Origin of the sequence: Streptomyces sp. NPDC085900 (genome assembly GCF_044540925.1) — a bacterium.
GTDB lineage: Bacteria > Actinomycetota > Actinomycetes > Streptomycetales > Streptomycetaceae > Streptomyces > Streptomyces gilvifuscus.
The window spans coordinates 763,321-787,910 of the sequence record NZ_JBITSP010000004.1 but is presented as its reverse complement, the minus strand read 5'-3'; the positions used below and the strand labels follow the sequence as shown (position 1 = coordinate 787,910).

General features: G+C 71.9%; 20 protein-coding genes. 11 read left to right on the top strand and 9 right to left on the bottom strand.

Annotated features, from left to right (window positions below):
* Nucleotides 1–14 precede the first annotated feature (14 nt).
* The 3 genes from ccrA to ACIGDI_RS17605 all read right to left on the bottom strand — a co-directional run bounded on the left by ccrA (nucleotide 15) and on the right by ACIGDI_RS17605 (nucleotide 4,551).
* Nucleotides 15–1,358, bottom strand: coding sequence for a crotonyl-CoA carboxylase/reductase (gene ccrA, locus ACIGDI_RS17615; RefSeq protein ID WP_200697876.1), 1,344 nt, complete (start codon nucleotides 1,356–1,358; stop codon nucleotides 15–17).
* 411 nt (nucleotides 1,359–1,769) lie between these two features.
* Nucleotides 1,770–2,585 (bottom strand): TetR family transcriptional regulator, encoded by an 816-nt coding sequence (locus ACIGDI_RS17610; protein ID WP_399897103.1) that lies wholly within the window; start codon nucleotides 2,583–2,585, stop codon nucleotides 1,770–1,772.
* 160 nt (nucleotides 2,586–2,745) lie between these two features.
* Nucleotides 2,746–4,551 carry a 3-hydroxyacyl-CoA dehydrogenase family protein gene (locus ACIGDI_RS17605; RefSeq protein WP_399897100.1) on the bottom strand — a complete coding sequence of 602 codons (1,806 nt, stop codon included), beginning with the start codon at nucleotides 4,549–4,551 and terminating at the stop codon, nucleotides 2,746–2,748.
* A gap of 394 nt (nucleotides 4,552–4,945) precedes the next feature.
* On the opposite strand from ACIGDI_RS17605, the gene ACIGDI_RS17600 reads away from it, so the two are divergent.
* Nucleotides 4,946–5,521, top strand: coding sequence for an adenylosuccinate lyase (locus tag ACIGDI_RS17600; protein WP_399897097.1), 576 nt, complete (start codon nucleotides 4,946–4,948; stop codon nucleotides 5,519–5,521).
* 35 nt (nucleotides 5,522–5,556) lie between these two features.
* Here the strand turns inward: ACIGDI_RS17600 and ACIGDI_RS17595 are convergent, their stop codons facing one another.
* The 3 genes from ACIGDI_RS17595 to ACIGDI_RS17585 form a co-directional block, all read right to left on the bottom strand.
* Nucleotides 5,557–5,955, bottom strand: a complete 399-nt coding sequence (locus tag ACIGDI_RS17595) for a RidA family protein (RefSeq protein ID WP_399897094.1) — start codon at nucleotides 5,953–5,955, stop codon at nucleotides 5,557–5,559.
* Between the two features lie 57 nt (nucleotides 5,956–6,012).
* Nucleotides 6,013–7,587, bottom strand: a complete 1,575-nt coding sequence (locus tag ACIGDI_RS17590; protein ID WP_399897091.1) for an alpha/beta hydrolase — start codon at nucleotides 7,585–7,587, stop codon at nucleotides 6,013–6,015.
* 135 nt (nucleotides 7,588–7,722) lie between these two features.
* Entirely contained in the window at nucleotides 7,723–8,766 is a 1,044-nt protein-coding gene (locus ACIGDI_RS17585; protein WP_399897088.1) for an Rv2578c family radical SAM protein, read from the bottom strand.
* Between the two features lie 189 nt (nucleotides 8,767–8,955).
* On the opposite strand from ACIGDI_RS17585, the gene ACIGDI_RS17580 reads away from it, so the two are divergent.
* The 4 genes from ACIGDI_RS17580 to ACIGDI_RS17565 all read left to right on the top strand — a co-directional run bounded on the left by ACIGDI_RS17580 (nucleotide 8,956) and on the right by ACIGDI_RS17565 (nucleotide 15,499).
* Nucleotides 8,956–9,399: an SRPBCC family protein gene (locus ACIGDI_RS17580; RefSeq protein WP_399897084.1), complete on the top strand. Its 444-nt coding sequence runs from the start codon at nucleotides 8,956–8,958 to the stop codon at nucleotides 9,397–9,399.
* 169 nt (nucleotides 9,400–9,568) lie between these two features.
* Nucleotides 9,569–11,941: an MFS transporter gene (locus tag ACIGDI_RS17575; protein WP_399897081.1), complete on the top strand. Its 2,373-nt coding sequence runs from the start codon at nucleotides 9,569–9,571 to the stop codon at nucleotides 11,939–11,941.
* Nucleotides 11,942–12,085: 144 nt separating this feature from the next.
* Nucleotides 12,086–14,599, top strand: a complete 2,514-nt coding sequence (locus ACIGDI_RS17570; protein ID WP_399897078.1) for a SpoIIE family protein phosphatase — start codon at nucleotides 12,086–12,088, stop codon at nucleotides 14,597–14,599.
* Between the two features lie 174 nt (nucleotides 14,600–14,773).
* Nucleotides 14,774–15,499 carry a class I SAM-dependent methyltransferase gene (locus ACIGDI_RS17565; protein WP_399897076.1) on the top strand — a complete coding sequence of 242 codons (726 nt, stop codon included), beginning with the start codon at nucleotides 14,774–14,776 and terminating at the stop codon, nucleotides 15,497–15,499.
* 10 nt (nucleotides 15,500–15,509) lie between these two features.
* Here the strand turns inward: ACIGDI_RS17565 and ACIGDI_RS17560 are convergent, their stop codons facing one another.
* Nucleotides 15,510–15,740, bottom strand: coding sequence for a hypothetical protein (locus ACIGDI_RS17560; RefSeq protein ID WP_399897073.1), 231 nt, complete (start codon nucleotides 15,738–15,740; stop codon nucleotides 15,510–15,512).
* Nucleotides 15,741–15,865: 125 nt separating this feature from the next.
* Here ACIGDI_RS17560 and ACIGDI_RS17555 point away from each other — a divergent pair, with 125 nt between their 5' ends.
* The 6 genes from ACIGDI_RS17555 to ACIGDI_RS17530 all read left to right on the top strand — a co-directional run bounded on the left by ACIGDI_RS17555 (nucleotide 15,866) and on the right by ACIGDI_RS17530 (nucleotide 23,470).
* Complete coding sequence (locus ACIGDI_RS17555; RefSeq protein WP_399897070.1) at nucleotides 15,866–16,699, top strand: M55 family metallopeptidase; 834 nt, start codon at nucleotides 15,866–15,868, stop codon at nucleotides 16,697–16,699.
* Complete coding sequence (locus ACIGDI_RS17550; protein ID WP_399897067.1) at nucleotides 16,692–17,996, top strand: M20/M25/M40 family metallo-hydrolase; 1,305 nt, start codon at nucleotides 16,692–16,694, stop codon at nucleotides 17,994–17,996. Before ACIGDI_RS17555 ends, ACIGDI_RS17550 begins: the two co-directional genes overlap by 8 nt.
* Nucleotides 17,997–18,012: 16 nt before the next feature.
* Complete coding sequence (locus tag ACIGDI_RS17545; RefSeq protein WP_399897064.1) at nucleotides 18,013–19,965, top strand: prolyl oligopeptidase family serine peptidase; 1,953 nt, start codon at nucleotides 18,013–18,015, stop codon at nucleotides 19,963–19,965.
* Nucleotides 19,962–20,897, top strand: a complete 936-nt coding sequence (locus ACIGDI_RS17540) for an LD-carboxypeptidase (protein WP_399897061.1) — start codon at nucleotides 19,962–19,964, stop codon at nucleotides 20,895–20,897. The genes ACIGDI_RS17545 and ACIGDI_RS17540 overlap by 4 nt, the downstream gene beginning before the upstream one ends.
* 29 nt (nucleotides 20,898–20,926) lie before the next feature.
* A complete protein-coding gene (locus ACIGDI_RS17535; RefSeq protein ID WP_399897058.1) occupies nucleotides 20,927–21,472 on the top strand; it encodes a GNAT family N-acetyltransferase in 546 nt (181 codons plus the stop codon).
* 69 nt (nucleotides 21,473–21,541) lie between these two features.
* On the top strand, nucleotides 21,542–23,470 hold the full coding sequence (locus ACIGDI_RS17530; RefSeq protein ID WP_399897055.1) for a DUF5107 domain-containing protein: 1,929 nt from the start codon (nucleotides 21,542–21,544) through the stop codon (nucleotides 23,468–23,470).
* Nucleotides 23,471–23,476: 6 nt separating this feature from the next.
* Here the strand turns inward: ACIGDI_RS17530 and ACIGDI_RS17525 are convergent, their stop codons facing one another.
* Nucleotides 23,477–23,824 carry a VOC family protein gene (locus tag ACIGDI_RS17525; RefSeq protein ID WP_399897052.1) on the bottom strand — a complete coding sequence of 116 codons (348 nt, stop codon included), beginning with the start codon at nucleotides 23,822–23,824 and terminating at the stop codon, nucleotides 23,477–23,479.
* An 82-nt stretch (nucleotides 23,825–23,906) separates the two neighbouring features.
* The gene (locus tag ACIGDI_RS17520; protein ID WP_399897049.1) at nucleotides 23,907–24,455 is read right to left on the bottom strand and encodes a hemerythrin domain-containing protein; all 549 of its coding nucleotides are present in this window, start codon (nucleotides 24,453–24,455) and stop codon (nucleotides 23,907–23,909) included.
* Nucleotides 24,456–24,590 lie beyond the last annotated feature (135 nt).

Genomic DNA, 24,590 nt, shown 5'->3' with positions numbered 1-24,590 from the left:
TGACCCCGGGTGTCTCAGATGTTGCGGAAGCGGTTGATGGCGTCGATGTGCTTGGCGCGCATCTCCTCGTCGCGCACGCCGAGGCCCTCCTCGGGGGCGAGGCACAGCACGCCGACCTTGCCCTGGTGGAGGTTGCGGTGCACGTCGTACGCGGCCTGCCCGGTCTCCTCGAGGGAGTAGGTCTTCGACAGCGTCGGGTGGATCTTGCCCTTCGCGATCAGCCGGTTGGCCTCCCAGGCCTCGCGGTAGTTGGCGAAGTGCGAGCCGATGATCCGCTTCAGCGACATCCACAGGTAGCGGTTGTCGTACTCGTGCATGTAGCCGGAGGTCGAGGCGCAGGTGGTGATGGTGCCGCCCTTGCGGGTGACGAAGACACTCGCGCCGAAGGTCTCGCGGCCGGGGTGCTCGAAGACGATGTCGATGTCCTCGCCGCCGGTGAGCTCGCGGATGCGCTTGCCGAAGCGCTTCCACTCCTTCGGGTCCTGGGTGTTCTCGTCCTTCCAGAACTTGTAGCCCTCGGCGTTGCGGTCGATGATCGCCTCGGCGCCCATCGAGCGGCAGATGTCCGCCTTCTGGTCGCTGGAGACGACGCAGATCGGGTTGGCGCCGCCGGCCAGCGCGAACTGGGTGGCGTACGAGCCGAGTCCGCCGCTCGCGCCCCAGATCAGGACGTTGTCGCCCTGCTTCATGCCGGCGCCGTTGCGGGAGACCAGCTGCCGGTAGGCGGTGGAGTTGACCAGGCCGGGGGCGGCGGCCTCCTCCCACGACAGGTGACCGGGCTTGGGCATCAGCTGGTTGGACTTGACGAGCGCGATCTCGGCGAGGCCGCCGAAGTTCGTCTCGAAGCCCCAGATGCGCTGCTCGGGGTCGAGCATCGTGTCGTTGTGGCCGTCGGAGGACTCCAGCTCGACGGACAGGCAGTGCGCGACGACCTCGTCGCCGGGCTTCCAGGCGTTGACGCCCGGGCCGGTGCGCAGGACGACGCCCGCGAGGTCGGAGCCGATGATGTGGTACGGCAGGTCGTGGCGCTTGGCGAGCTCGTTGGTACGGCCGTAGCGCTCCAGGAACCCGAAGGTGGACAGCGGCTCGAAGATCGAGGTCCACACGGAGTTGTAGTTGACCGAAGAGGCCATGACGGCCACCAGGGCCTCGCCCGGGCCGAGTTCGGGCAGCGGCACCTCGTCGAGGTGCAGGGACTTGCGGGGGTCCTTCTCGCGGGTCGCCATGCCCGCGAACATCTCCGTCTCGTCCTTGTGCACGGTCATCGCGCGGTACGACTCGGGGAGCTGCAGAGCGGCGAAGTCGGCCGACGTGGAGTCGTTCGACTGGATCGCGTCCAGGATGTCCTTCACGGTCACGGTGTTGCCTCCGGCGAATGGCGTCTTGAGGGGAGACGCTGAGGGTTACGTCGGTGTGCTGCTGAGGGTTTTCGGAAGTGCCGTCGGTTCGGCGGTCGTGCTGTTCGGCAGCGCTTTGTGGCGCGGGAGGGTGCCTGTGACGCAGGCGTCCGGGCGCTCAAGCCATGGGCTTGAGGGGACAGCCGACGTGCGCATGGTCTCTGCACGCCGGCCGCCCGGACTCCTTCAAGGTATGACACCGCGTGTCACGTGACAAGGCACTGAGTGCCAGGACTTGCTCTCAGGTGAAATCTTTACGTAACAAATGAGCGATGATCGATCGAACCGCCTCTGAAATCCGCGTGAAAAGGGTTCTGACATGGCAAAACGGCCACCCCGAAGGGTGGCCGTCATCACAGGTCGATCCGCCGCTCAGCGCTCCTTGAGGGCCTGCTCGATGGTGCGCATGACCTCGTCCAGGGGCGCGTCGGTACGCGCCACCGCCACCAGGACCTCACCTTGGGCGGACACCGACGCGGGCGAGGCGGCGGCCTTCGGGGCGTTCGACCGGCCGGCCCCGATGCCGGTCCCGAACGTCTTGCGCACGATCGCGAAGGCGTGGTCGAGCTGCGCCTCCACGTCCCCCTGCCCGCCGGCCCGCAGCCAGCGCCTGAGGACGTGGTTGTGGGCCGTGACCACCGCGGACGCGGCGACCTCCGCCAGCAGCGGGTCGTCGTTGGCGTCGTCGTCGTGCGCGTGCTCGTCGAAATGACCCAGGAGGTAGCGGGTGAAGAGGCGCTCGTAGCGGGCCACCGACGCGATCTCCGCCTCGCGCAGGGTCGGCACCTCGCGCGTCAGCTTGTAGCGGGCGACCGAGATCTCCGGCCGGGCCGCGTACATCCGCATGACTTCCTTGATGCCGCGGCACACCGTGTCCAGGGGGTGCTCGTGCGCGGGAGCCGCGTTCAGCACCGCCTCGGCCCGGATCAGGGTGTCGTCGTGGTCGGGGAAGATCGCCTCTTCCTTGGAGCGGAAGTGACGGAAGAAGGTGCGGCGCGCGACCCCGGCCGCGGCCGCGATCTCGTCGACGGTGGTCGCCTCGTACCCCTTGGTCGCGAACAGCTCCATGGCCGCGGCCGCCAGTTCTCGGCGCATCTTGAGCCGCTGGGCGGCGGCACGGCTGCCTGCGGCACTCTCCGGCGCGTCGGGCGTAGCTGGTGTACGTGAGGACTTGGCGGGCTGGGACATGACCCGAACGTACTGCATGTGCGCAGCTTGGCGCGCATGTACCGGGGTTCCCCCGCCCGCCGCGGGCGGGGGTGTGCCGGGTCCGGCGGACGCGGGGTGGCTGCCCGGCTCGAGCAGTCCGCCCCAGTCCTTCTCGCCTCTGAACCAGTCGCCGACGCCGTCAGCGCCGGGCATACTCACGGAAGCCACGGCCGGTCTTGCGGCCCAGGCAGCCCGCGGCCACCAGGTGCTCCAGGAGCGGGGCCGGCGCGAGGCCCGGGTCGCGGAACTCGCGGTGCAGGACCTTCTCGATGGCCAGGGAGACGTCGAGGCCGACGACGTCCAGCAGCTCGAAGGGCCCCATCGGGTAGCCGCCGCCCAGCTTCATCGCCGCGTCGATGTCGTCGAGGGACGCGTAGTGCTCCTGCACCATCTTGATCGCGTTGTTGAGGTACGGGAAGAGCAGCGCGTTCACGATGAAGCCGGCCCGGTCGCCGCAGTCCACGGCGTGCTTCCTGATCTTGACGCAGACCTCGCGGACCGTCGAGTGGACGTCCTCGGCCGTCAGCACCGTACGCACGACCTCGACGAGCTTCATCGCCGGCGCCGGGTTGAAGAAGTGCATGCCGATCACGTCCTGCGGGCGCGAGGTGGCGCGGGCGCAGGCGACGACGGGCAGCGAGGAGGTCGTGGTGGCCAGGACCGCGCCCGGCTTGCAGACCTTGTCCAGCGCCTGGAACAGCTGCTGCTTGACCTCCAGGTCCTCGGCGACCGCCTCGACGGCCAGGTCGACGTCCGCGAAGGCCTCGTACGAGCCGGCCGGCGTGATCCGCTCCAGGGTCTGCGCGGCGGCCTCGGCCGTCATCCGCCCCTTGTCGACCGAGCGTGAGAGGGACTTGCCGATACGGGCCTTGGCGACCTGCGCCTTCTCCTCGCTGCGGGCGGCGAGGACGACGTCGTAGCCGGCCTTGGCGAAGACCTCGGCGATGCCGGACGCCATGGTGCCGGAACCGGCGACGCCGACGGAGCGGACCGGACGGCCGGGCACCGTCAGGTCGCCGGAGGCCGGCGTCAGCGCGTCCGGCACGACCGTCGCGCTGCCGGGAGCCTCGTAGCTGTAGAAGCCGCGGCCCGACTTACGGCCGGTCAGACCGGCCTCGCTGAGCTGCTTGAGGATCGGCGCGGGGGCGTGCAGCCGGTCGTGGGACTCGGCGTACATGGCCTCCAGGACCGTGCGCGCGGTGTCGATGCCGATCAGGTCGAGCAGCGCGAGCGGCCCCATCGGCAGCCCGCAGCCCAGCCGCATCGCGGCGTCGATGTCCTCACGGGAGGCGTACTTCGCCTCGTACATCGCGGCGGCCTGGTTGAGGTAGCCGAACAGCAGCCCGTCGGCGACGAATCCGGGCCGGTCGCCGACCGCGACGGGCTCCTTGCCGAGGTCGAGGGCGAGGTTGGTGACGGCCGCGACGGCGGTGGGCGCGGTCAGGACCGAGGAGACGATCTCGACCAGCTTCATCGCGGGCGCCGGGTTGAAGAAGTGCAGGCCGAGCACGCGCTCCGGGCGGGCCGAGTCGGCGGCCAGACGGGTCACGGACAGGGCGTTGGTGCCGGTCGCCAGGATCGTCTCCGGGCGCACGATCCCGTCGAGCTCGCGGAAGATCTGGTGCTTGATCTCGTACGACTCCGGAACCACCTCGATGACCAGGTCGGCGTCGGCCGCGGCGCGCAGATCGGTGGAGGTGCGCACACGGGCCAGGACGTCGGCGCGCTCCTGCTCGCTCAGCCGTCCCTTCTCCACGGCGCGGGCGGTGGCGGCCTCCAGGGCGGCGACCGCCTTGGAGGCGGCGGCCTCGCTGATGTCGATGCCGACGACCTCGCGGCCGGCCTTGGCGAGGACCTCGGCGATGCCGGTGCCCATGGTGCCGAGACCGACGACGGCAACGGTCCGGAGCGGGGACTGAGGGGGCTGGGACAGGGGAGTGGCCATCGCGGACTCCAGGAATGAGGGTGACGACTGGGAGCGCCCCCGGGTGCGCCGAGCCGGGCCCGGCCGAAGCCGTGCCATGGCGCACCGGGTGCGTGGATGAGTGCGGGTGTTGCCGGGCTGCGAGCGCACACGCCCGGTGCCGTCGCCGAGGGCGTGCACACGCCCGGAGCGAACGGAGGGAATCCGACCGGCCCTGTCCCGGGGCCGGGTCGTGCTGCGGTACATGAGGTACCGAACCGACTGCTCTCACGACGGCTGCGTCACCAGGCCGCCGCAAGGGGGTGCGAGTGGGTAACTCGCTCGTCTGAGCTTAACCGGTGGGTAACGAGCGCGCCAGACCTCGTGTTTGTGATGTACGTCCCGAGCGATCGGCGGCCCCTCTAATCTCGGTGCCATGGACGAAGAGTTGCGATCACTCACGGAGCGTTTACGGCAGGAGTCCGGAGGGTCCGTCGCGTACGACCGGCTGACGGCGACCGAAGACCTCGACGAGCTGGCCGGCGTCCTCACCGAGCCGGGGCAGCCGCTGTGGGCCAGGGAACTGGCCGCGTTCCGGCTGGGCGTCGCCGGCGACCGGCGTGCCTTCGAGTCCCTCGTCCTGCTGCTGAACCACCGTGACCCGCAGCGCTGCGCCTCCGCCGCCCATGCCCTCGCCCGGCTCGGCGACCCCCGCACGGCGCGCGCCGCGGCCGCCCTCGCCACCAACGAACTCCGCGTCGCATACGCCCTGCACCCGGTCCGTCTGCTGACGCGGCTGCGCGCCCCGGAGTCCGTACCGGCGCTGATCACGACGCTGGAGCGCAGGCTGCGCCCGCACGATCCCTACCGCCGGGTCGCCCTCGCGTGCGTGGAGGGGCTCGGCACGCTCGAGGACGCCCGCGCCCGGCCGGTGCTCAACGAGGCCCTGGCGCACCCGGCCCTCGCGGAGGCGGCGGTGCGGGCGCTGGCGCGGATCCCGAAGCAGCGGTGACGAGAGGTCGGACGCCCCGCCTCACGCACAGCTGATCACTCGGCGAGCACGGCGAGCGCCTCGACCTCCAGCAGGAACTCCGGCCGGACCAGCGCGGCGACCTGCACCGCCGACGCCGTCGGCAGGCGGTCGTCGGGTATGTGCTCGGCGCGGGCCGCGCGGATCGCCGGCATGTGGGCCATGTCCGTGACGAAATAGGTGAGTTTGACGACGTCGTCGAAGGAGGCGCCGGCGGCGGCCAGACAGCGGCGGAGGTTCTCGAAGACCTGGCGGGCCTGGGCCTCGGGGTCGCCCTCGCCGACCGGCTTGCCCTCCTCGTCGACCGCGACCTGTCCGGCGACGGCGACGAGGCGGCCGGTGCCCATGACGACGTGGCTGTACTGGGCGGCGGGGAAGACCCCGTCGGGGGCGGGAATCCTGGTCAGCTCACTCATGCGTCCATGGTGGACCACGGGTCTGACAACGCCCGCCCCCGACCGGGCCGTCGGCCGTCAGCCGCGGAAGCCCACCAGGCCGTGCAGCGCCGAACCGCGGGCCGACGGCGAGGCCGCCTTCGAGGTCAGCGGCTTGGGATCGGGCAGCTTCGGACAGACCGCGTCGATCTCGCCGCCGCCGCGCGGCACCGTGCCGTCGGACAGGTACTTCGCCAGGTACTTGTCCAGACAGGTGTTGCCGCTGAGCGTGATGCCGTGGTTCCCGCCGCCCTCCTCGACGACGAAGCTCGAACCGGCCAGCATCCGGTGGACCGTCAGACCGCCCACGTACGGCGTCGCCGCGTCGTTCGTCGCCTGGAACAGCAGCACCGGCGGCAGCTTGCCGTTGGCGATGTTCACCGGGTGCAGGGAGTCCGTCGGCCAGAAGGCGCACGGCGCGTTGTACCAGGCGTTGTTCCACGCCATGAAGGGGGCCTTGTCGTACACCTCCCAGTTGTCCTTGCGCCACTGGTTCCAGTCGCGCGGCCAGACCGCGTCGCGGCACTGCACCGAGGTGTAGACGCTGTAGCCGTTGTCCCCGGAGGCGTCGACCGCGCCGAAGTTCTCGTACGCCTCCACCAGCGGATCGGCGTTCTTGTCGTTCACGTAGGCCGCGAACGCCTCGGCGAGGTAAGGCCAGTAGCCGTTGTAGTAGCCGCCGGGGATGAAGGTGTCCTCCAGCTCCGAGGCGCCCACCTTGCCGCCGGCCGGCTTCTTCGCGAGCGCCCCGCGCATCGCGTACCACTTGGCCTCGATCTTCTCCGGATCGGTGCCCAGCCTGTACGTCGAGTCGTACTTGGCGATCCAGGACATCAGGGCCCGGTGGCGGTCGTTGAAGGCGTAGTCCTGCCCGAGGTTGTCGTCGTACCAGACACCCGTCGGGTCGACGATCGAGTCCAGGACCAGGCGCTTGACGCGCTGGGGGAAGAGCTTGGCGTAGACCGCGCCCAGATAGGTGCCGTAGGAGTAGCCGAAGTAGCTGGTCCTCCGGTATCCGGTGGCCGCCCGGATCGCGTCCATGTCCCGCACGGTCTGGAGGGTGTCGATGTACGGCAGCACGCTCGCGTACTTGCGGCCGCAGGCGGCGGCGAAGGACCTGGCGCGCCGCAGGTCGGCCCGCTCGATCGCCGGTGTGCTCGGCACGGAGTCGGGGCGCACCGGGTCGAAGTGGCCCGGGGCGCAGTCGAGGGCGGGCTTGCTCTTGCCCACCCCGCGCGGGTCGAAGCCGATGACGTCGTAGCGGGACGCGACCGACTTGGGCAGTGAGGACGCCACGAACCCGGCCAAGGTGAGGCCGCTGCCGCCCGGCCCGCCGGGGTTGACCAGCAGCGGGCCCAGGCTCTTCTTCGTGGTGTGTTTCACCCGCGACAGGGCGAGGGTGATCTGCTTGCCGTACGGATGCCGGTGATCGAGCGGGACCTCGAGGGACGCGCACTGCAGCGTCGGATAGTCGGTGGTGCCGCAGCTCTTCCAGGTGAGCGTCACGGCGTGGGCGGCGTCCGCGGTGCCCGGGGCGCTCGCGTCGGCGGGGACGGCCGTGACCGTCCCGGCCACGACGACGGCGGCGCACAGCACGGCTGCGCGTTTTCTCATGGAGTCCTCCCAGGACGGAGGGGGTCGGGCCGCGAATGTCACGGTCCTCGCCGAATCGTCCCGGACCGTGGCCCCGGAAGAACTCGTTCTGGCGATACTTGACCCGATCGGGCCGAGGGATGCGCTCGATTGCTCTCAGATCAGCGAAAGTTGGGTCGGTTCGGACACGGCCGCCTCGACCGGCTCCGGCTCCCGGATCCGCCGGGGCATCCCCGCGCGCGCGGGGCCGATCCCGTACTCCTGGGCCAGCTCGTGGACCTGACGGGTGATCCGGCGCTGGTACCACTTCGGGGCGTAGGCGCCGTCCGCGTACAGGCGCTCGTAGCGCGCCACCAGATGCGGGTGCCGCTGGGCCAGCCAGGCCATGAACCACTCGCGGGCGCCCGGGCGCAGGTGCAGCACCAGGGGGGTGACGGAGGTGGCGCCCGAGGCCGCGATGGCACGCACGGTGGCGCGCAGTTGGCCCGGGTGGTCGCTCAGGAACGGCAGCACCGGTGCCATCAGCACGCCGCACCCGATGCCGTGGTCCGTGAACGCGCGCACCACTTCCAGGCGGCGCTCCGGCGCGGGCGTGCCGGGCTCCACCGTGCGCCACAGCTCGGGGTCGGTGAAGCCGACCGAGACCGAGATGCCGACGTCCGTCACCTGGGCCGCCTGCACGATCAGGTCCAGGTCGCGCAGGATCAGCGTGCCCTTGGTCAGGATCGAGTAGGGGTTCGCGTGGTCGCGCAGGGCGGAGAGGATGCCCGGCATCAGGCGGTAGCGGCCCTCGGCGCGCTGGTAGCAGTCGACGTTGGTGCCCATCGCGATGTGCTCGCCCTGCCAGCGACGCGAGCCCAGCTGGCGGCGCAGGACCTCCGGGGCGTTCACCTTGACCACGATCTGGGAGTCGAAGTCGAGCCCCGAGTCGAGGTCCAGGTAGGTGTGCGTCTTGCGGGCGAAGCAGTACACGCACGCGTGCGAGCACCCCCGGTAGGGGTTGACCGTCCACTCGAAGGGCATCCGCGAGGCGCCCGGCACCCGGTTGACGATCGAGCGGGCCCGCACCTCGTGGAAGGTGATCCCGCGGAACTCCGGCGTGTCGAAGGTCCTGCTCACGACCGCGTCCGCGCCGAACAGCGCGGCGTCGGCCGCCCGGCTGTGACCGCCGGACTCCACTGTGAGGTTCTCCCAGCGCATGACGCCTCCTCGGTGCCGCTACCCCGAGAGTGAAACACGTGTTCGAATTATCGTGCAAGGCCTGTTTCTGATCGCTTCCGACGCCCTCGAGACGTCTCCGTGGCGACCTGGGGCACCCCGATTTGGGTGGTCGTGGGCGGGGGTGGTTGGCTTGCCCCTACCCCGAGAACGCAAGCCTGGAGGAAATCGATGGCGCAGGTCGAGGCCACTACTGAGCGGGTCGTCGCGGCGGACGCGGAGAAGGTGTTCGACGCCCTCGCCGACTACAGCGGCACGCGCGCGAAGCTGCTGCCCGAGCACTTCAGCGAGTACGAGGTGCGCGAGGGCGGCGACGGCGAGGGAACCCTCGTCCACTGGAAGCTCCAGGCCACCAGCAAGCGCGTCCGCGACTGTCTCCTGGAGGTCACCGAGCCCACCGACGGGCAGCTCGTGGAGAAGGACCGCAACTCCTCCATGGTCACCACCTGGACGGTCACCCCGGCCGGCGAGGGCAGGTCGCGCGTGGTCGTCACCACAGTGTGGAACGGCGCCGGCGGCATCGGCGGCTTCTTCGAGAAGACGTTCGCGCCCAAGGGCCTCGGCCGGATCTACGACGCGGTGCTCGCGAAGCTCGCCACCGAGGTGGAGAAGTAAGTAGGTGGTGAACGGGGGGCGTTGCCCCTCGTAGCTCCCCCGCACCGGCCCTCTCACCGGTTCGAGTGGATCTCCGCCCGGCGCGCCCGGACTCCGTAACTCGCCGCGCTTGCTCGCAGTTGTCGCTTACGCGGGAATTGTGCGGCAGGCGCGACGAGGGGAGCGGCACGTGGGCGGGACCACTCTGGCGCACGAGGAGGCGGCGCCCGCGCCGACGGATGCCCCGGCACCGGCGGCCACGGCCGAACTGAGCCCGCGCCGGGTGCGGTTGGTCTTCCTGGGGCTGATGCTGGCGCTGCTGCTGGCCGCCCTGGAGCAGATGATCGTCGCCACCGCGCTGCCGAGGATCGTCGGTGAGCTGCACGGCCTCGACAGGATGTCCTGGGCGATCACCGCCTATCTGCTCACCGCCACGGTCGGACTGCCTGTCTACGGCAAGCTCGGCGATCTCCTCGGCCGCAAGGGCGTCTTCCAGTTCGCCATCGTCGTCTTCGTGATCGGCGCCGGACTCGCCGGCCGCGCGCAGTCCATGGACCAGCTGATCGCCTTCCGCGCCGTCCAGGGCGTCGGCGCGGGCGGCCTGATGACCGGCGTGCAGGCGATCATCGCGGACATCGTGCCGCCGAGGCGGCGCGGCCGCTTCATGGGCCTCATCGGCGCCGCCTTCGGGCTCGCGTCGGTCGCCGGCCCCCTGCTGGGCGGCTACTTCACCGACCACCTCTCCTGGAGGTGGTGCTTCTACTTCAACGTCCCCTTCGGCCTCGTCACCCTGGCCGTCGTCACCGCCGTACTGAGACTGCCGAAGCCGCGACACCGGCGGCCCATCGACGTGCCGGGCGCCCTGCTGCTGGCCGCGGCCTCCACCTGCCTGGTCCTGGTGACCAGTTGGGGCGGCACGGAGTACCCGTGGCACTCGCGGACGATCCTCGGCCTGGGCGCCGGGGCCGCGGTCGCCGCCGTACTCTTCCTCGTGGCCGAGCACTTCGCCGCCGAACCCCTCATCCCGCTACGGCTGTTCAGGGACCCCGTCTTCGTCGTCACCGGCCTGGTCGGCCTGGTGACCGGGGTCGCGCTGTTCGGCGCGGCCGGCTATCTGCCGACGTACCTGCAGATGGTCGACGGGGCCAGCGCCACCGAGTCGGGTCTGCTCATGCTGCCGATGATGGGCGGCATCGTGGGCGCCTCCGTCGTCTGCGGCCAGCTCATCAGCCACACCGGCCGTTACAAGGTCTATCCGCTGCTCGGCAGCGCCGTCTCCTGCGTCGGCATGTGGCTGCTGTCCCGCCTCCAGGTGGACACGTCCCGGCTGCAGTACAGCCTCTGGATGGCCGTCCTCGGCGCCGGCATCGGCATGGTGATGCCGGTCCTGATCCTCGCCGTGCAGAACTCCGTCCGCCCCGCCGACCTCGGCACGGCGACGAGCGCGAACAACTACTTCCGGCAGATCGGCGGCAGTGTCGGCGCCGCGGTCTTCGGCACCCTCTTCGCCGGCCGGCTCGCCGACGCGCTCGACGAACGCCTCCCCGCGGGCGCCCGGCTCCCCGACCCGCAGTCCATCACCCCGCGGCTCGTCCACGCGCTCCCCGCACCCCTGCGCGACGACTACGTCCGGGCGTACGCCGACGCCATGCCCGGCATCTTCCTCCACCTCGTGCCGGTGCTCGCCCTCGGTGTGCTCTTCGCCTTCTTCCTCAAGGAGAAACCACTGGTGTCCCACAACGCAGCCGAAACGGACCCGGTGACCGCGGACGCCCGGGTCCCGCGGGGCCGGTCGCCGCACACCGCCGGAATCCCCGTCTGCGGCACGGTGCAGCACTCCGACGGGACCGTCGTGGCCCGCGCGGCCCTCACCCTGATCGACGTGACCGGGCAGCAGATCGGCCGTGGGGCCAGCGGCGAGGACGGCCGGTACGCGCTGTCCACGCCCGGCACGGGCTCGTACGTGCTCATCGCCGCCGCGGGCGGCCACCAGCCCCAGGCCGTCACCGTCACCGTCGGCGAGCGCCCCGTCGAGCTGGACATCGTCCTGGGCGGCGCCGGACGCCTCGCAGGCCAGGTGCGCACCGCTGACGGCACACCCGTACGGGACGCCACGGTCACCCTCACCAATGTGCACGGCGAGGTCGTCGCCACCACCCGCAGCGGACGCGAGGGCGGTTACCTCGTCACCGAACTCGTCGCCGGCGAGTACACCCTGGCCGCCAGCGCCTACACCTACCGTCCGGTCGCGCTCCCGGTCACCGTTCAGGCCTCCCGTGAGACCCGCCAGGACGTCGAACTCGCGGGCGGCGCGGTGCTGCGGGGCACCGTGCGCGCGGGCGGCGGACGGCTTGTCGAGGACGCCCGCGTGACGCTGCTCGACGCGGCGGGCAACGTCGTCGACTCGCTCACCACCGGACCGGACGGGACATTCCGCTTCGTAGACCTGGCGACCGGCGAGTACACCGTCATCGCCGCGGGTTACCCGCCGGTCGCCACCGTGCTCCAGGTGGCCGGCGGCGGCCGTACCGAGCGCGACCTGCAGCTGGGCCACGAGGACTGACGGACCCCGGTGTGCGCCCCCCGCGCGCGGGCGGTCGCGCCGCGCATCAATTCGCGCATTGCCGCACACCGCAACCGGCCGGAGCCGTACGGTGGAGCAGGCGGCACAGATCTTGCCGAGCCATGGGGAGAGAGGGCCTGGGCCATGGAAAGTGGCGCTGACCGTGGCACCGAGAGGGACACACCTCCCAGCCTCGGAACCGGGAGCGGCGCGGCGGACGCCCATGCCGCGACCGGCCGTGTCCCGCTGGCCGTGGTCGTCGTGGACCGTGGCGGGCTCGTCTCCCACTGGAGTACCGGCGCACGTCGTCTGTTCGGCGTCCCCAAGGAGGAGGCGATCGGTCGCGCGGCCGTCGACCTGCTGCCCGTCTCCGGCGTGCTGCCCGAGGAGGAGGACATCCCGGAGTACGGGGCGTTCGCGGCCTACGACGGACTCGGCCCCGGCCTCGAGTCGTCGCTGGACGGCAGGTTCTCCTACCCGGCGGCGGGCCGCGCCCGCCTGACCGTCCCCGGGCGGGGCGAGCCGGGCCGCGCCGGCGACCGCGTCGACGTGCTGTGGTGGGCGTACCCGCTGGTGGGCCCCGGCCAGGAGCGGCTGCTCGTGCTCGCCGCCGACACCGCGAGGCTCCACCAGGACGAGCCCGACGACGACCTGGCGTTCGAGCGGATCGCACCCGGCTTCGCCCTGCACACCGACTTCCCCGGGGCCGAGGACCTGGCCGGCCGGCTGCCCGAGATCCTGCCCAGCATGAGCGTCGACGAGAGCGCCCGGATCGTCGCGCAGGTCCTCGAACTGGGCTATCCCGTGCTGGAGTTCAGCCAGAACGACCGGGTGCCCGTCACCCCCGACTGGGGCGTGCCCCGGCGTGTGCAGCGCCGGGCCCGCCGCGAGCGCGCCGCGCGCGCCGTCGCCGACGGATTACCGACACCGCGGGAACTCGCCGACGACGGCGAGGACCTGGAGTACGCGGCCGTACGCGAGCGCCTGGAGTTCCTCAACGAGGTCAGCGGCCGCATCGGCACCTCCCTCGACCTGGCCACGACGATCCTCGAGGTCAGCCGCGCCGTCGTGCCGCGCTTCACCGACGTCGCCGGCACCTATCTGCGCGAACAGGTCGTCGCCGGCGAGGGGTTCCCCGAAGGCGTCCCCGACACCACCACCATGTGGCACCGGGTCGCCGTCGAACACACCGACGAACCGGGCCGGTGGGACGACGTCGTGCCGGTCGGCGAGGCCATGCCGTTCCCGGCGCACACACCGTTCTTCCAGTGCATGACCACCGGCGAACCCGTCCTGGTGCCGCGCATCACCGAGGAGATGGGCCACGCCATCGCCTCGCAGTTCGAGAAGCGGGACATCCGGCCGCTGATCAACCACCGGTCGATGCTGGTCGTACCCCTGAAGGCGCGCAACGTCGTCCTCGGCTTCATGATCCTGCTGCGCCACCCGGAGCGGCCCGTCTTCAACGACATGGACCGCGTCACCGGCGCCGAACTCGCCGCCCGCGCGGGCCTCGTGCTCGACAACGCGCGCATGTACACCTACCAGGAGAGTGTCGCCGACACCCTCCAGGACAGCATGCTGCCGCACATCCCGCCGCGCATGCCGGGCTGCGACATCGCCACCCGCTACCTGCCCGGCACCCTGCTGGGACGCGTCGGCGGCGACTGGTTCGACTCCGTGAAGCTGCCCGGCGCCCGCACCGCCCTGGTCGTCGGCGATGTCATGGGCCACGGTCTCAACTCGGCGGCCATGATGGGTCAGTTGCGTACGGCCGTGCAGACCATGGCCGCACTCGACCTGCCGCCCGCCCAGCTCCTGCGCAACCTCGACGACCTCGCCCAGCGCCTCGGCGACAACTACCTCGCGACCTGTCTGTACGCCGTCTACGACCCGATCGCGAGCGAACTGCACCTCGCCAACGCCGGCCACATCCCGCCGGTGCTGGTGCGTGCCGAGGACGGCCGCAGCGAGCTGCTCGACCTGCCGACCGGCGCGCCCATCGGCGTCGGCGGCGTGCCGTTCGAGGCGGTCCGCGTGCGCGTGGAGCCCGGCGACCGGATCGTGATGTGCACCGACGGACTGGTCGAGGTGCGCGGCGAGGACATCGGCGTGGGCCTGGCGACCCTCAGCGAGTCCGCCGCCCACCCGGCCGCGTCGATGGACGACGCCTGCGACGCCATCATCCGCGCCCTCGCCGCGACCTTCTCGGAAGCGGGCCGCGGCGGCCGCAAGGACGACGTCGCCCTCCTGATGGCCCGGCTCAACGGCATCGACGCCGACGACGTCGCCGAGTGGCGGCTCTCCCTCGACCCGGTCGAGGTCTCACGCGCGCGTGCCGTGGTCCGCGAACAGCTCCACGACTGGGGGCTGGCGAAACTCGCCGCCCAGACCGAGCTGTTGGTGAGCGAGCTCGTCACCAACGCCGTACGGCACTCCCACAGCCGGCCGGTCCTGCTGCGGCTCGTCCGCGGCGACACCCTGCTGTGCGAAGTGGACGACGACGACCACGAACTGCCGACCCTGCTCAGCGCCGCCCCGGGCGACGACTTCGGGCGCGGACTGCGCGTGGTGAGCACTCTCGCGCGCGAGTGGGGCACCAGCCGTACGACGACCGGCAAGACCGTGTGGTTCGAGCTGTCGCTGCCCCGGCGCTGACGGCACACCGGTCACCCGCGCACCACAAGAGGGTGTGCGTAGCGCCAGGGGCGCGCTCCTGTCGAATGCGGCGTGAAGGTATGCGCCACGCGCTTGTAGCCATGCCGGGGGAGCGGTAGACCGTACTGGCCCGTCACTTGGGACGGGTTCGCGGCGTACCCTGGGGAGTCGGACATGAGCGTGACGAGCAGGTACCGGGAGGCATGGGAGGGCTTCTGGCGCGAGGCCCCTGAGGACGAGGGGGCCGTCTTCTGGGACGCGGAACCGGCACTGACCGCCGGCGTCCATCTCGGCCTCTTCGCGCCCCACCTGGTCGACTCGGGCCTGGCGATGGTGGACCTCGGCTGCGGCAACGGCACCCAGACCCGTTTCCTCGCGGACCGCTTCCGGCACGTGGTGGGCGCCGACCTGTCGCCCGCCGCCGTGGAGCACGCCCGGCACGCCGACCCCGCGGGCCAGGCCACGTACCGGGTGCTCGACGCCGTGGAGAAGAACGAGACCGAGACGCTGCACGCGGAACTCGGCGACGCCAACGTCTACATGCGCGGCGTCCTGCACCAGACCGAACCCGACGACCGGCAGGCCATGGTGGACGGCATCGCCACGCTCGTGGGCGAGCGGGGGCGTGCCTTCCTCGTCGAGCTGTCCGAGACCGCCAAACCCGTCCTGCTGGGCCTGGCGCAGAGCCCCTCCGGCCCGCCGCCCAAGCTCGCACCGGTCTTCCGGCACGGCCTCGCGCCCGGTGAGGTCGCCGACGACGACGTGCCCGGGTATCTGGCGGCGGCCGGCCTGACAGTGCTGGCGGCCGGCGAACTGCCCCTCGTCACCACCGAGTTCACCTCCGACGGCATCCGGATCGAGCTGCCCTCGAAGTGGCTGGTGGCGGGCCGCGCGAGCTGAGGGCGCCGCGTCAGCGCACCAGTGAGATCCGCGGAGGCCACAGCACATCGCCCGCCATCAGCAGGGACGGCCCCAGATGCACCGGGCACACGGCCAGCGCCGGCCGCCGGTAGCGGACGACCTCGAAGCGGGCGGGGTCGGGGCAGTCCGCTCCGTCCTCCGGGCGGCCGTACGGCCCCTGGCAGCGCACGGGAGGGCCGCCGGGACGCCGGTCGTCCGCCGCGGGATCGTGCTTCGTCATGGGCCCTCGCCTTCGGCATCGACGCACTCCCATCCGACGCCGTCGCGCCCGCCGGCGCAACCCGGGCTCCTCCGAGGCAGCGAGTCCTGGAACCGGACCCGTCCCGGCGCGTAACGTGGCGCATCATGAAGATCCTGATCAGCGCCGACATGGAAGGTGCCACGGGCGTCACCTGGCCGGCGGACGTGCTGCCGGGGACACCGCAGTGGGAGCGGTGCCGTTCGATGTTCACCTCGGACGTGAACGCGGCCGTGCTGGGGTTCTTCGACGGCGGGGCGGACGAGGTCGTCGTCAACGAGGCCCACTGGACCATGCGCAACCTGCTCCTGGAACGGCTCGACGAGCGGACGCAGATGCTCACCGGACGGCACAAGTCGCTGTCCATGGTCGAGGGCGTCCAGCACGGCGACGTGGACGGGATCGCGTTCGTCGGCTACCACGCGGGCGCCGGCATGGAGGGCGTCCTCGCCCACACCTACCTCGCCAACTCCATCACCGGGGTGTGGCTGAACGACGTCAGAGCCAGCGAGGGCCTGCTGAACGCGCACGTCGTCGCCGAGTACGGGGTGCCCGTCGTCCTCGTCACCGGCGACGACGTGGCCTGCGAGGACGCCCTCGGGTACGCGCCGGAGGCGTTGAAGGTCGCCGTCAAGGACCATGTCTCGCGGTACGCGGCCGTGTGCCGCACACCGGCCAGGACCGCCGCCGACATCCGGGCCGCGGCCAAGGAGGCGGCCCGGCTGGCGGTCCGTCACGAACCGTTGCGGGACGGTCCGTTCACCATCGCCCTGGAGTTCGACGCCGAGCATCTCGCCATGGCCGCCACCGTCGTGCCCGGCGTGGACCGGATCGGGGAGCGCAAGGTGGCGTACACCAGCGGGACCATGTACGAGGGCATCCGTACCTTCAAGGCGGTCACCACGATCGTCTCGGCCGCGGTGGAGGAGCAGTATGGCTGACCAGCAGGCACTGGACGAGGTGGTCCGGTTCACCTCCGACCTGATCCGGATCGACACCACCAACCGGGGCGGCGGTGACTGCCGGGAGCGGCCCGCCGCCGAGTACGCGGCCGAGCAGCTGGCCGGGGCGGGCCTCGAACCCGTCCTGCTGGAGCGGACCGAGGGGCGCACCAACGTCGTCGCCCGCGTCGAGGGCAGCGACCCGTCCGCCGACGCGCTGCTGCTCCACGGTCACCTGGACGTCGTCCCGGCCCAGGCGGACGACTGGAGCGTGCACCCCTTCTCCGGCGAGATCCGCGACGGGGTCGTGTGGGGCCGCGGCGCGGTCGACATGAAGAACATGGACGCGATGATCCTCGCCGTGGTGCGGCAGTGGGCGCGCGAGGGCGTCCGGCCCCGGCGGGACGTCGTGGTCGCCTTCACCGCCGACGAGGAGGACAGTGCCCGCGACGGCTCCGGGTTCCTCGCCGACGAGCATCCCGGCCTCTTCGAGGGGTGCACCGAGGGCGTCAGCGAGTCGGGCGCGTTCACCTTCCACGACGGCAACGGCCGGCAGCTGTATCCGATCGCCGCCGGCGAGCGCGGCACCGGCTGGCTGAAGCTCACCGCGCGCGGGCGCGCCGGGCACGGCTCCAAGGTGAACGCGGAGAACGCCGTGACCCGCCTCGCCGCCGCCGTCACCCGCATCGGCGAGCACGAGTGGCCGCTGCGGCCGACCCCGACCGTACGGGCCGCCCTGACCGAACTCGCCGCGCTCTACGGCATCGACGGCGGCCTCGACGACGTCGACGCCCTCCTGGACAAGCTCGGGCCGGCCGCCAAGCTCGTCGAGGCGACCGTCCGCAACAGCGCCAACCCGACCATGCTGGACGCCGGTTACAAGGTCAACGTGATCCCGGGCGAGGCCGTCGCGTACGTCGACGGACGGTATCTGCCGGGCGGCGAGGACGAGTTCCGCGCCACCCTGGACCGGCTGACCGGACCGGACGTCGACTGGGAGTTCCACCACCGCGAGGTCGCCCTGCAGGCGCCCGTGGACTCGCCGACCTACGCCCGGATGCGGGCGGCCGTCGAGGAGTTCGCGCCCGAGGGCCACGTGGTGCCGTACTGCATGTCGGGCGGCACGGACGCCAAGCAGTTCTCCCGCCTCGGCATCACCGGCTACGGTTTCACCCCGCTGAGGCTGCCGGAGGGGTACGACTACCAGGCCATGTTCCACGGCGTCGACGAGCGGGTGCCGGTGGAGGCACTGCACTTCGGTGTCCGGGTACTCGACCGTTTCCTGCGCACGGCCTAGGCGAGTCGGAGGAGACGTGCAGACGCTGCGCTACGGTTCCTGGCCCTCACCCATCGACGCGGCGCTCACCGCCGCGCACGACGGGCACCCCGAGTACGTCGGCTTCGTCGGCGACGAGCCTTGGTGGACCGAGCCCCGGCCCGAGGAGGGCGGCCGGCGCACCCTGGTGCGCAGACGGGCCGACGGCCGCGAGGAGACGGTGCTGCCCGCGCCGTGGAACGTGCGCAGCCGGGTCATCGAGTACGGCGGCCACCCCTGGGCCGGCGTGGTCCTGGACGGCCGCCCGGTCGTGGTGTTCGTGAACTTCGCCGACCAGCGGCTCTACCGCTGCGAACCCGGCGGCGAGCCGCGGCCGTTGACGCCGCTGTCGCCCGTCGGCGGCGGACTGCGCTGGGCCGAGCCGCGGTTGCTGCCCGACCGGGGCGAAGTGTGGTGCGTCCTGGAGGAGTTCACCGGCGACGGGCCCGCCGACGTACGCCGGGTCCTGGCCGCCGTACCGCTGGACGGCTCGGCCGCGCAGGACCGCGACGCCGTACGCGAACTGAGCGACGGCGCGCACCGGTTCGTCACCGGACCCCGGATCTCGCCCGACGGACGCCGCGCCGCCTGGCTCGTCTGGGACCATCCGCGGATGCCCTGGGACGGCACCGAGCTGGTCGTCGCCGAGGTGCGCGACGACGGCAGGCTGAGCCGGCCGCGGACCGTCGCCGGCGGGCCGCGGGAGTCGATCGCGCAGGCCGACTGGGCGGCCGACGGGTCCCTGCTGTACGCGAGCGACCGCACCGGCTGGTGGAACCTCTACCGCGACGGCGTACCCCTGTGCCCCCGCGAGGAGGAGTTCGCCGGGCCGCTGTGGAAACTCGGCCACCGCTGGTTCGCCCCGCTCGACAACGGGCTCGTCGCCGTGGTGCACGGGCGCGGCGCCACCGCCCTCGGCATCCTCGACCCGGAGACCGGCGAGATCGTCGACGCGGCCGGCCCCTGGACCGAGTTCGCGCCCACGCTGGCGGTGCACGGCGAGCGGGTCGTCTCCGTCGGGGCGAGCCCGCGCAGCGCCTACGAGGTGGTCGAGCTGGACACCCGGACCGGCCGGGCCCGGGTGGTCGGCGCCGAGCACGAGGACGCCGTGGACCCCGCCCACTACCCCGAGCCGCAGATCCGCACCTTCACCGGGCCCGCGGGACGCGACATCCACGCCCACATCTACCCGCCCCACAACCCCGGTTGCGTCCCTCCCGGCGACGAACTGCCGCCGTACGTAGTCTGGGCGCACGGCGGCCCCACCAGCAGATCGCCGCTCGTCCTCGACCTGTCCATCGCCTACTTCACCTCCCGCGGCATCGGGGTCGCCGAGGTCGACTACGGCGGTTCGACCGGATACGGCCGCGAGTACCGGGAGCGGCTGCGCGAGCAGTGGGGCGTCGTCGACGTCGAGGACTGCGCGGCCGTCGCCCTCGCCCTGGCCGAGGAGGGCACCGCCGACCGCGACCGGCTCGCCGTCCGCGGCGGCAGCGCGGGCGGCTGGACCACGGCCGCCTCGCTCACCCAGACCGACGTCTACGCCTGCGGCACGATCATCTACCCCGTCCTCGACCTCGCCGCCTGGGCCGAGGGGGAGACCCACGACTTCGAGTCGCGGTACCTGGAGTCGCTGGTCGGACCGCTCGCCGAGGTGCCCGGACGGTACGCGGAACGCTCGCCCACCGAGCACGCCGACCGCGTCACCGCGCCGTTCCTGCTGCTCCAGGGGCTGGACGACGTGATCTGCCCGCCCGCGCAGTGCGAGCGGTTCCTGGAGCGGATCCGCGGGCAGCGGGTGCCGCACGCCTACATCGCCTTCGAGGGCGAGGGGCACGGCTTCCGGCGCGCCGACACCATGATCCGCTGCATGGAGGCCGAACTGTCGTTGTACGCCCAGGTGTTCGGGCTCAACCCGCGTGGCGTCCCGACCCTGGAGCTGTCCAAGTGAGAGAAGCGGTACGAGAACTCGTCCGGCCGTCCCGGCTCGCCCCCGGCGCCCGTGTCGCCGTCGTCGCGCCCAGCGGACCGGTGCCCGAGGAGCGGCTGCAGGCCGGCCTCGACGTGCTGCGGGGCTGGGACCTCGACCCGGTCGTCGGATCCCATGTGCTGGACCGGCACGGGGAGTTGACCTACCTCGCGGGTGCGGACGCCGACCGCGCGGCCGATCTGCAGGCCGCCTGGTGCGACCCCTCGGTGGACGCGGTGCTGTGCGCGCGGGGCGGTTACGGGGCGCAGCGGATGGTCGACCTCCTCGACTGGGAGGCGATGCGGGCGGCCGGGCCGAAGGTGTTCGTCGGCTTCAGCGACGTCACCGTGCTGCACGAGGCGTTCGCCGCGCGGCTCGGGCTGGTCACGCTGCACGGGCCGATGGCGGCCGGTGTCGACTTCATCAAGAACGCCGGTGCGCAGGAACATCTCAAGGCCACCCTCTTCGCGCCGGAGAGCGTCCGCACGATCACCTCGGGCGGCAGCGCCCTGGTTCCCGGGCGGGCGCGGGGCGTCACGCTCGGGGGCTGCCTGTGCCTGCTCGCCGCCGAACTGGGCACCCCGCAGGCCCGGCCCGGTGCCCGCGGCGGACTGCTGTGCCTGGAGGACGTCGGGGAGGAGACGTACCGCCTGGACCGCTGTCTCACCCAGCTCGGGCGCGCGGGTTGGCTGGACGGGGTGCGGGGGGTGCTGCTCGGGTCGTGGGAGCAGTGCGAGCCGTACGAGAGGGTGCGTCCGCTGCTCGTCGACCGGCTCGGCGGGCTCGGCGTCCCGGTCGTCGAGGGGTTCGGATTCGGGCACTGCGCGGGCGCGCTGACGATCCCCTTCGGGGTGTCCGCGACGCTCGACGCCGACGCGGCCACGCTGACCCTGGACGAGCCCTCGCTGCGCTGACCGGAGCCGGCGCGTCGTAGGCTGGCCGGATGCCGCACACCGCTTCCCGCTATCTCGCCGAGGGGCCCCGGGTGGGGATACGCCACTTCACCTACGGGGACGGCGCCGAGTTCACCGCACGGGCCCGGGAGAGCAAGGACCTGCACCATCCTTGGCTGTTCCCGCCGGACACGGCGAACGCGTACACCGCCTACGCCGGCAGGCTGATCGAGGACCCGACCAAGGCCGGGTTCCTGGTGTGCGAGAAGGACGACGGCGCCATCGCCGGGTTCATCAACATCAACAACATCGTCGAGGGCGGCTTCCAGTGCGGCGCGCTCGGCTACGGCGTCTTCGCGCACGCCGTCGGCCGCGGGCTGATGCGGGAGGGACTGAAACTGGTGGTGGGCCACGCGTTCGGGCCGATGCGACTGCACCGCCTGGAGATCAACGCGCAGCCGGACAACACCGCCTCGATCGCCCTGGCCCGCTCCTGCGGCTTCCGCCTGGAGGGCTTCTCCCCGAACATGCTCTTCATCGACGGGGCGTGGCGCGACCACGAGCGGTGGGCGATCACCGTCGAGATGACGGGATGACCCGTGGGGCGGCCTTTGCGCAATCCTGACCGGTAGCTCCCCTGGCCGGATCACCGGTCAGCGGCTTCCATGGTGATCGTGACGACGATCCGACGTGAGGTACTGACCATGCCGGCGGCGGAGCTGGGCCCGGACAATCCGCTGCCCCCACTGCGGCTCCCGCACGAGGTACACCGCATCGACGACCGCGAGCGCGACGAACTGCCGCGTGACATGGCCCGTCAGGCGGGCTACGAGCCACTGCGCAGCCTGCTGCCGGTGCGCGTGCGCGACGGATACGGGCGCTCGCGCGAGCCCCGTGACATCGACGCCCTCGTGATCGAGAACGACCGGCTGCGCGCCACCGTCCTGCCGGGGCTCGGCGGCCGTGTCGCCTCCCTCCTGCACAAGCCGACCGGCCGCGAACTCCTCTACCGCAACCCCGTGTTCCAGCCGGCCGCCTTCGCCCTCAACGGCGCCTGGTTCTCCGGCGGCGTCGAATGGAACATCGGCGCCACCGGCCACACGACCCTGTCCTGCTCACCCCTGCACGCGGCCCGCGTCGCCGCACCCGACGGCGGCGAGATGCTCCGGCTGTGGGAGTGGGAGCGCCTGCGCGACCTCCCCTTCCAGGTCGACCTCTGGCTGCCGGACCGCTCCGACTTCCTGTACGTGGGCGTCCGCGTCCGCAACCCCCACCCCAAGCCGGTGCCGACGTACTGGTGGTCCAACATCGCCGTCCCCGAGACGCGCCGGGTCCTCGTGCCCGCCGAGGAGGCCTGGCAGTTCGGCTACGAGCGCCGGCTGACCAAGGTGGCCGCACCCTCGCACGCGGAGATCGAGCAACACCCGCACGCCGCCGACTACTTCTACGACCTGCCCGAGGAACGCCGCCGCTGGATCGCCGCCCTCGACGAGGACGGGCACGGACTGGTGCAGACCTCCACCGATGCGCTGCGCGGGCGCAAGCTCTTCATCTGGGGCAAGGCGCCCGGCGGCCGCCGCTGGCAGCAGTGGCTCACCGAACCCGGCACCGAGGGCTATCTGGAGATCCAGGCAGGCCTCGCCCGCACCCAGTTGGAGCACGTACGACTGGACGCCGAGAGCGAGGTGTCATGGCTGGAGGCGTACGGTCCGCTCGACTCGCCGCCGACCGCCGACGACGTGGAGGCCCGCCTCGAAGCGGCCCTCCCGCGCGCCCGGGTCGACGCCGCGTACGCCGCCTGGAAGCCGTGCGCCGACTCCGAACCGGCCGAGATCCTCGCCACGGGCTCCGGCTGGGGCGCCCTCGAAGTGCTGCGCGATGACCTGAAGTTGCCCGGCACGCCCTTCGAGGAGAGCACACTCGGCGACGCCCAGGCGCCCTGGCTGCACCTCCTGCGCGCCGGGTACCTCCCCGAGCCGCGCCGGGTGCGGCCGCCCGGTGAGACGCTCGTCGCCCCGCACTGGCGGGACATGCTGGAGGCCGCGCCGGCCACCCCCCTCACCGAATACCACCTGGGCGTCGCCCAGTGGCATGCAGGCGACCGGGCGCAGGCCGTGCGCAGTTGGGAGCGGGCCCTGCAACTCTCCCCGTCGCTGTGGCCGTTGCTGCGTTGCCTGGCCGTCGCCGACCAGGTCAGCGGCAATCCCGAGCGGGCCGCCGACCGGTACGCGGAAGCCTTCGACGACCTGTGCGCCGAGCGGCGCGACAACGGCGAGGCGTGGACGGCGGCCACGGCCGCGCTGGGTCGCGAGGCGATCGAGGCACTGCTCGCCGTGGGCCGCACCGCACCGGCGCGTACCGTCTGGGACCGGCTCCGGCCCGCCGTCCGGCGGCGCGGCAGGTTCCGGCTGATCGAGGCCGGACTGCTGCTCGCGGAGGCGAGGCCCGAGGAGGCGCTGGACATCTTCCGCGCCGGCTTCGAGGTCGCCGACCTGCGAGAGGGGGCCGAGACGATCGGCCGGCTGTGGGCGAGACTGAGCGACGAACCCCTGCCGGCGCACTACGACTTCCGCATGCGGCCGCCGGAGGCGTGAGGGGCGTTACGGATTGCGGTCCGCGTACTCGTACACCGTGCCGTCCGGGTGCATCGCGATCAGGTTGCGGCCCCCCGGCGTCGGCAACGGCCCGGCGACGATGCGGGCGCCGAGCTCGGTGAGCACCCGGTGGGCCTCGTCGAGGTCCTTCACCGCGATCGTCGCCGCGACCTTGCGCAGCACGTCCAGTTCGGCCTCGGGGCCGCTCATCAGCAGAAAGCAGCCGACCGCGGCCACCTGGACGCCACCGCGTTCGAAGCGGAGGGCGTGGCCGCCCGCGAGGCGTTCGTAGAAGGGGACCGCGGTCTCCAGGTCGTCGACGCAGATGCGCAGCGTGGCTCCCAGAATGTCCATGCCGACGAGCCTAGTTGGGACGGCCGGGTGAGGTGATCCGTTCCGGTGATCACCCCGCTCCCGGCCGCCCCTCGGGCGTGGGTCAGCCCATCGCCTTGCGTACGACGTCACGGGTGCGGTCGATGACGGCCGCCATCGGCCCCACCGCCACGTTCTTCAGGGCGGTGTCGGTGCCCGGGTGCGGGCGGGTGGGTGCCAGCGCCTCGGCCGCCCGCACCGCGCGGGCCAGGGCCTCCAGTTTGCCGCGGTCGGCGATCCGCGCGAAGTGCGCGAACTCGTACCGTTCCTCGTTGTCGGCGTGCGCGAGGACGTCCTGGCGCAGGGCCGCGAACTCGTCCAGGAACTCGGGCGAGTCCGGATCCATGTCGTCCAGCCGGGACAGGGCCTGCTTGGCCTTCTCCTCCTCCTCGATCCGGTCCTTGACGACCAGCTCACCGCCGTCGATGTTCTTGCGGGCGAAGGGGTGGACGACCTCCTCCTCGGCGGTCTCGTGCACCGCGAGGAGCCGGACGAGATCGTGGAAGTGCCGCTTCCGGTCCCCGCCCTTGGTGTTCGCCACCTCGTCGAACAGCTCTCGGATCCGGGTGTGCTGCTCCTTGAGCAGCTCCACCACGTCGGTGCGCTCCGTCATGCTGTGACTCCTGTGATGGGTTGTGTGAGGGTTTCGTCGTGCGAGCCGGGCGGGTACCCGGCGCCCCTGGGCTGACGCGCTGCTTTCCAGCCGTGACGGAGCGCGTTACCCGTACGGGTGTACGGGTACCCGACG

Bases quoted from the DNA above. Each gene is read 5' to 3' on its own strand.
- ACIGDI_RS17560 (WP_399897073.1), bottom strand. From the start codon at position 15,740: ATGACGAAGCACGATCCCGCGGCGGACGACCGGCGTCCCGGCGGCCCT.
- ACIGDI_RS17570 (WP_399897078.1), top strand. From the start codon at position 12,086: ATGGAAAGTGGCGCTGACCGTGGCACCGAGAGGGACACACCTCCCAGC.
- ACIGDI_RS17550 (WP_399897067.1), top strand. From the start codon at position 16,692: ATGGCTGACCAGCAGGCACTGGACGAGGTGGTCCGGTTCACCTCCGAC.
- ACIGDI_RS17605 (WP_399897100.1), bottom strand. From the start codon at position 4,551: ATGGCCACTCCCCTGTCCCAGCCCCCTCAGTCCCCGCTCCGGACCGTT.
- ACIGDI_RS17610 (WP_399897103.1), bottom strand. From the start codon at position 2,585: ATGTCCCAGCCCGCCAAGTCCTCACGTACACCAGCTACGCCCGACGCG.
- ACIGDI_RS17530 (WP_399897055.1), top strand. From the start codon at position 21,542: ATGGTGATCGTGACGACGATCCGACGTGAGGTACTGACCATGCCGGCG.
- ACIGDI_RS17595 (WP_399897094.1), bottom strand. From the start codon at position 5,955: ATGAGTGAGCTGACCAGGATTCCCGCCCCCGACGGGGTCTTCCCCGCC.
- ACIGDI_RS17590 (WP_399897091.1), bottom strand. From the start codon at position 7,587: ATGAGAAAACGCGCAGCCGTGCTGTGCGCCGCCGTCGTCGTGGCCGGG.
- ACIGDI_RS17600 (WP_399897097.1), top strand. From the start codon at position 4,946: ATGGACGAAGAGTTGCGATCACTCACGGAGCGTTTACGGCAGGAGTCC.
- ACIGDI_RS17555 (WP_399897070.1), top strand. From the start codon at position 15,866: ATGAAGATCCTGATCAGCGCCGACATGGAAGGTGCCACGGGCGTCACC.
- ACIGDI_RS17565 (WP_399897076.1), top strand. From the start codon at position 14,774: ATGAGCGTGACGAGCAGGTACCGGGAGGCATGGGAGGGCTTCTGGCGC.
- ACIGDI_RS17535 (WP_399897058.1), top strand. From the start codon at position 20,927: ATGCCGCACACCGCTTCCCGCTATCTCGCCGAGGGGCCCCGGGTGGGG.
- ACIGDI_RS17580 (WP_399897084.1), top strand. From the start codon at position 8,956: ATGGCGCAGGTCGAGGCCACTACTGAGCGGGTCGTCGCGGCGGACGCG.
- ACIGDI_RS17585 (WP_399897088.1), bottom strand. From the start codon at position 8,766: ATGCGCTGGGAGAACCTCACAGTGGAGTCCGGCGGTCACAGCCGGGCG.
- ACIGDI_RS17525 (WP_399897052.1), bottom strand. From the start codon at position 23,824: ATGGACATTCTGGGAGCCACGCTGCGCATCTGCGTCGACGACCTGGAG.
- ACIGDI_RS17520 (WP_399897049.1), bottom strand. From the start codon at position 24,455: ATGACGGAGCGCACCGACGTGGTGGAGCTGCTCAAGGAGCAGCACACC.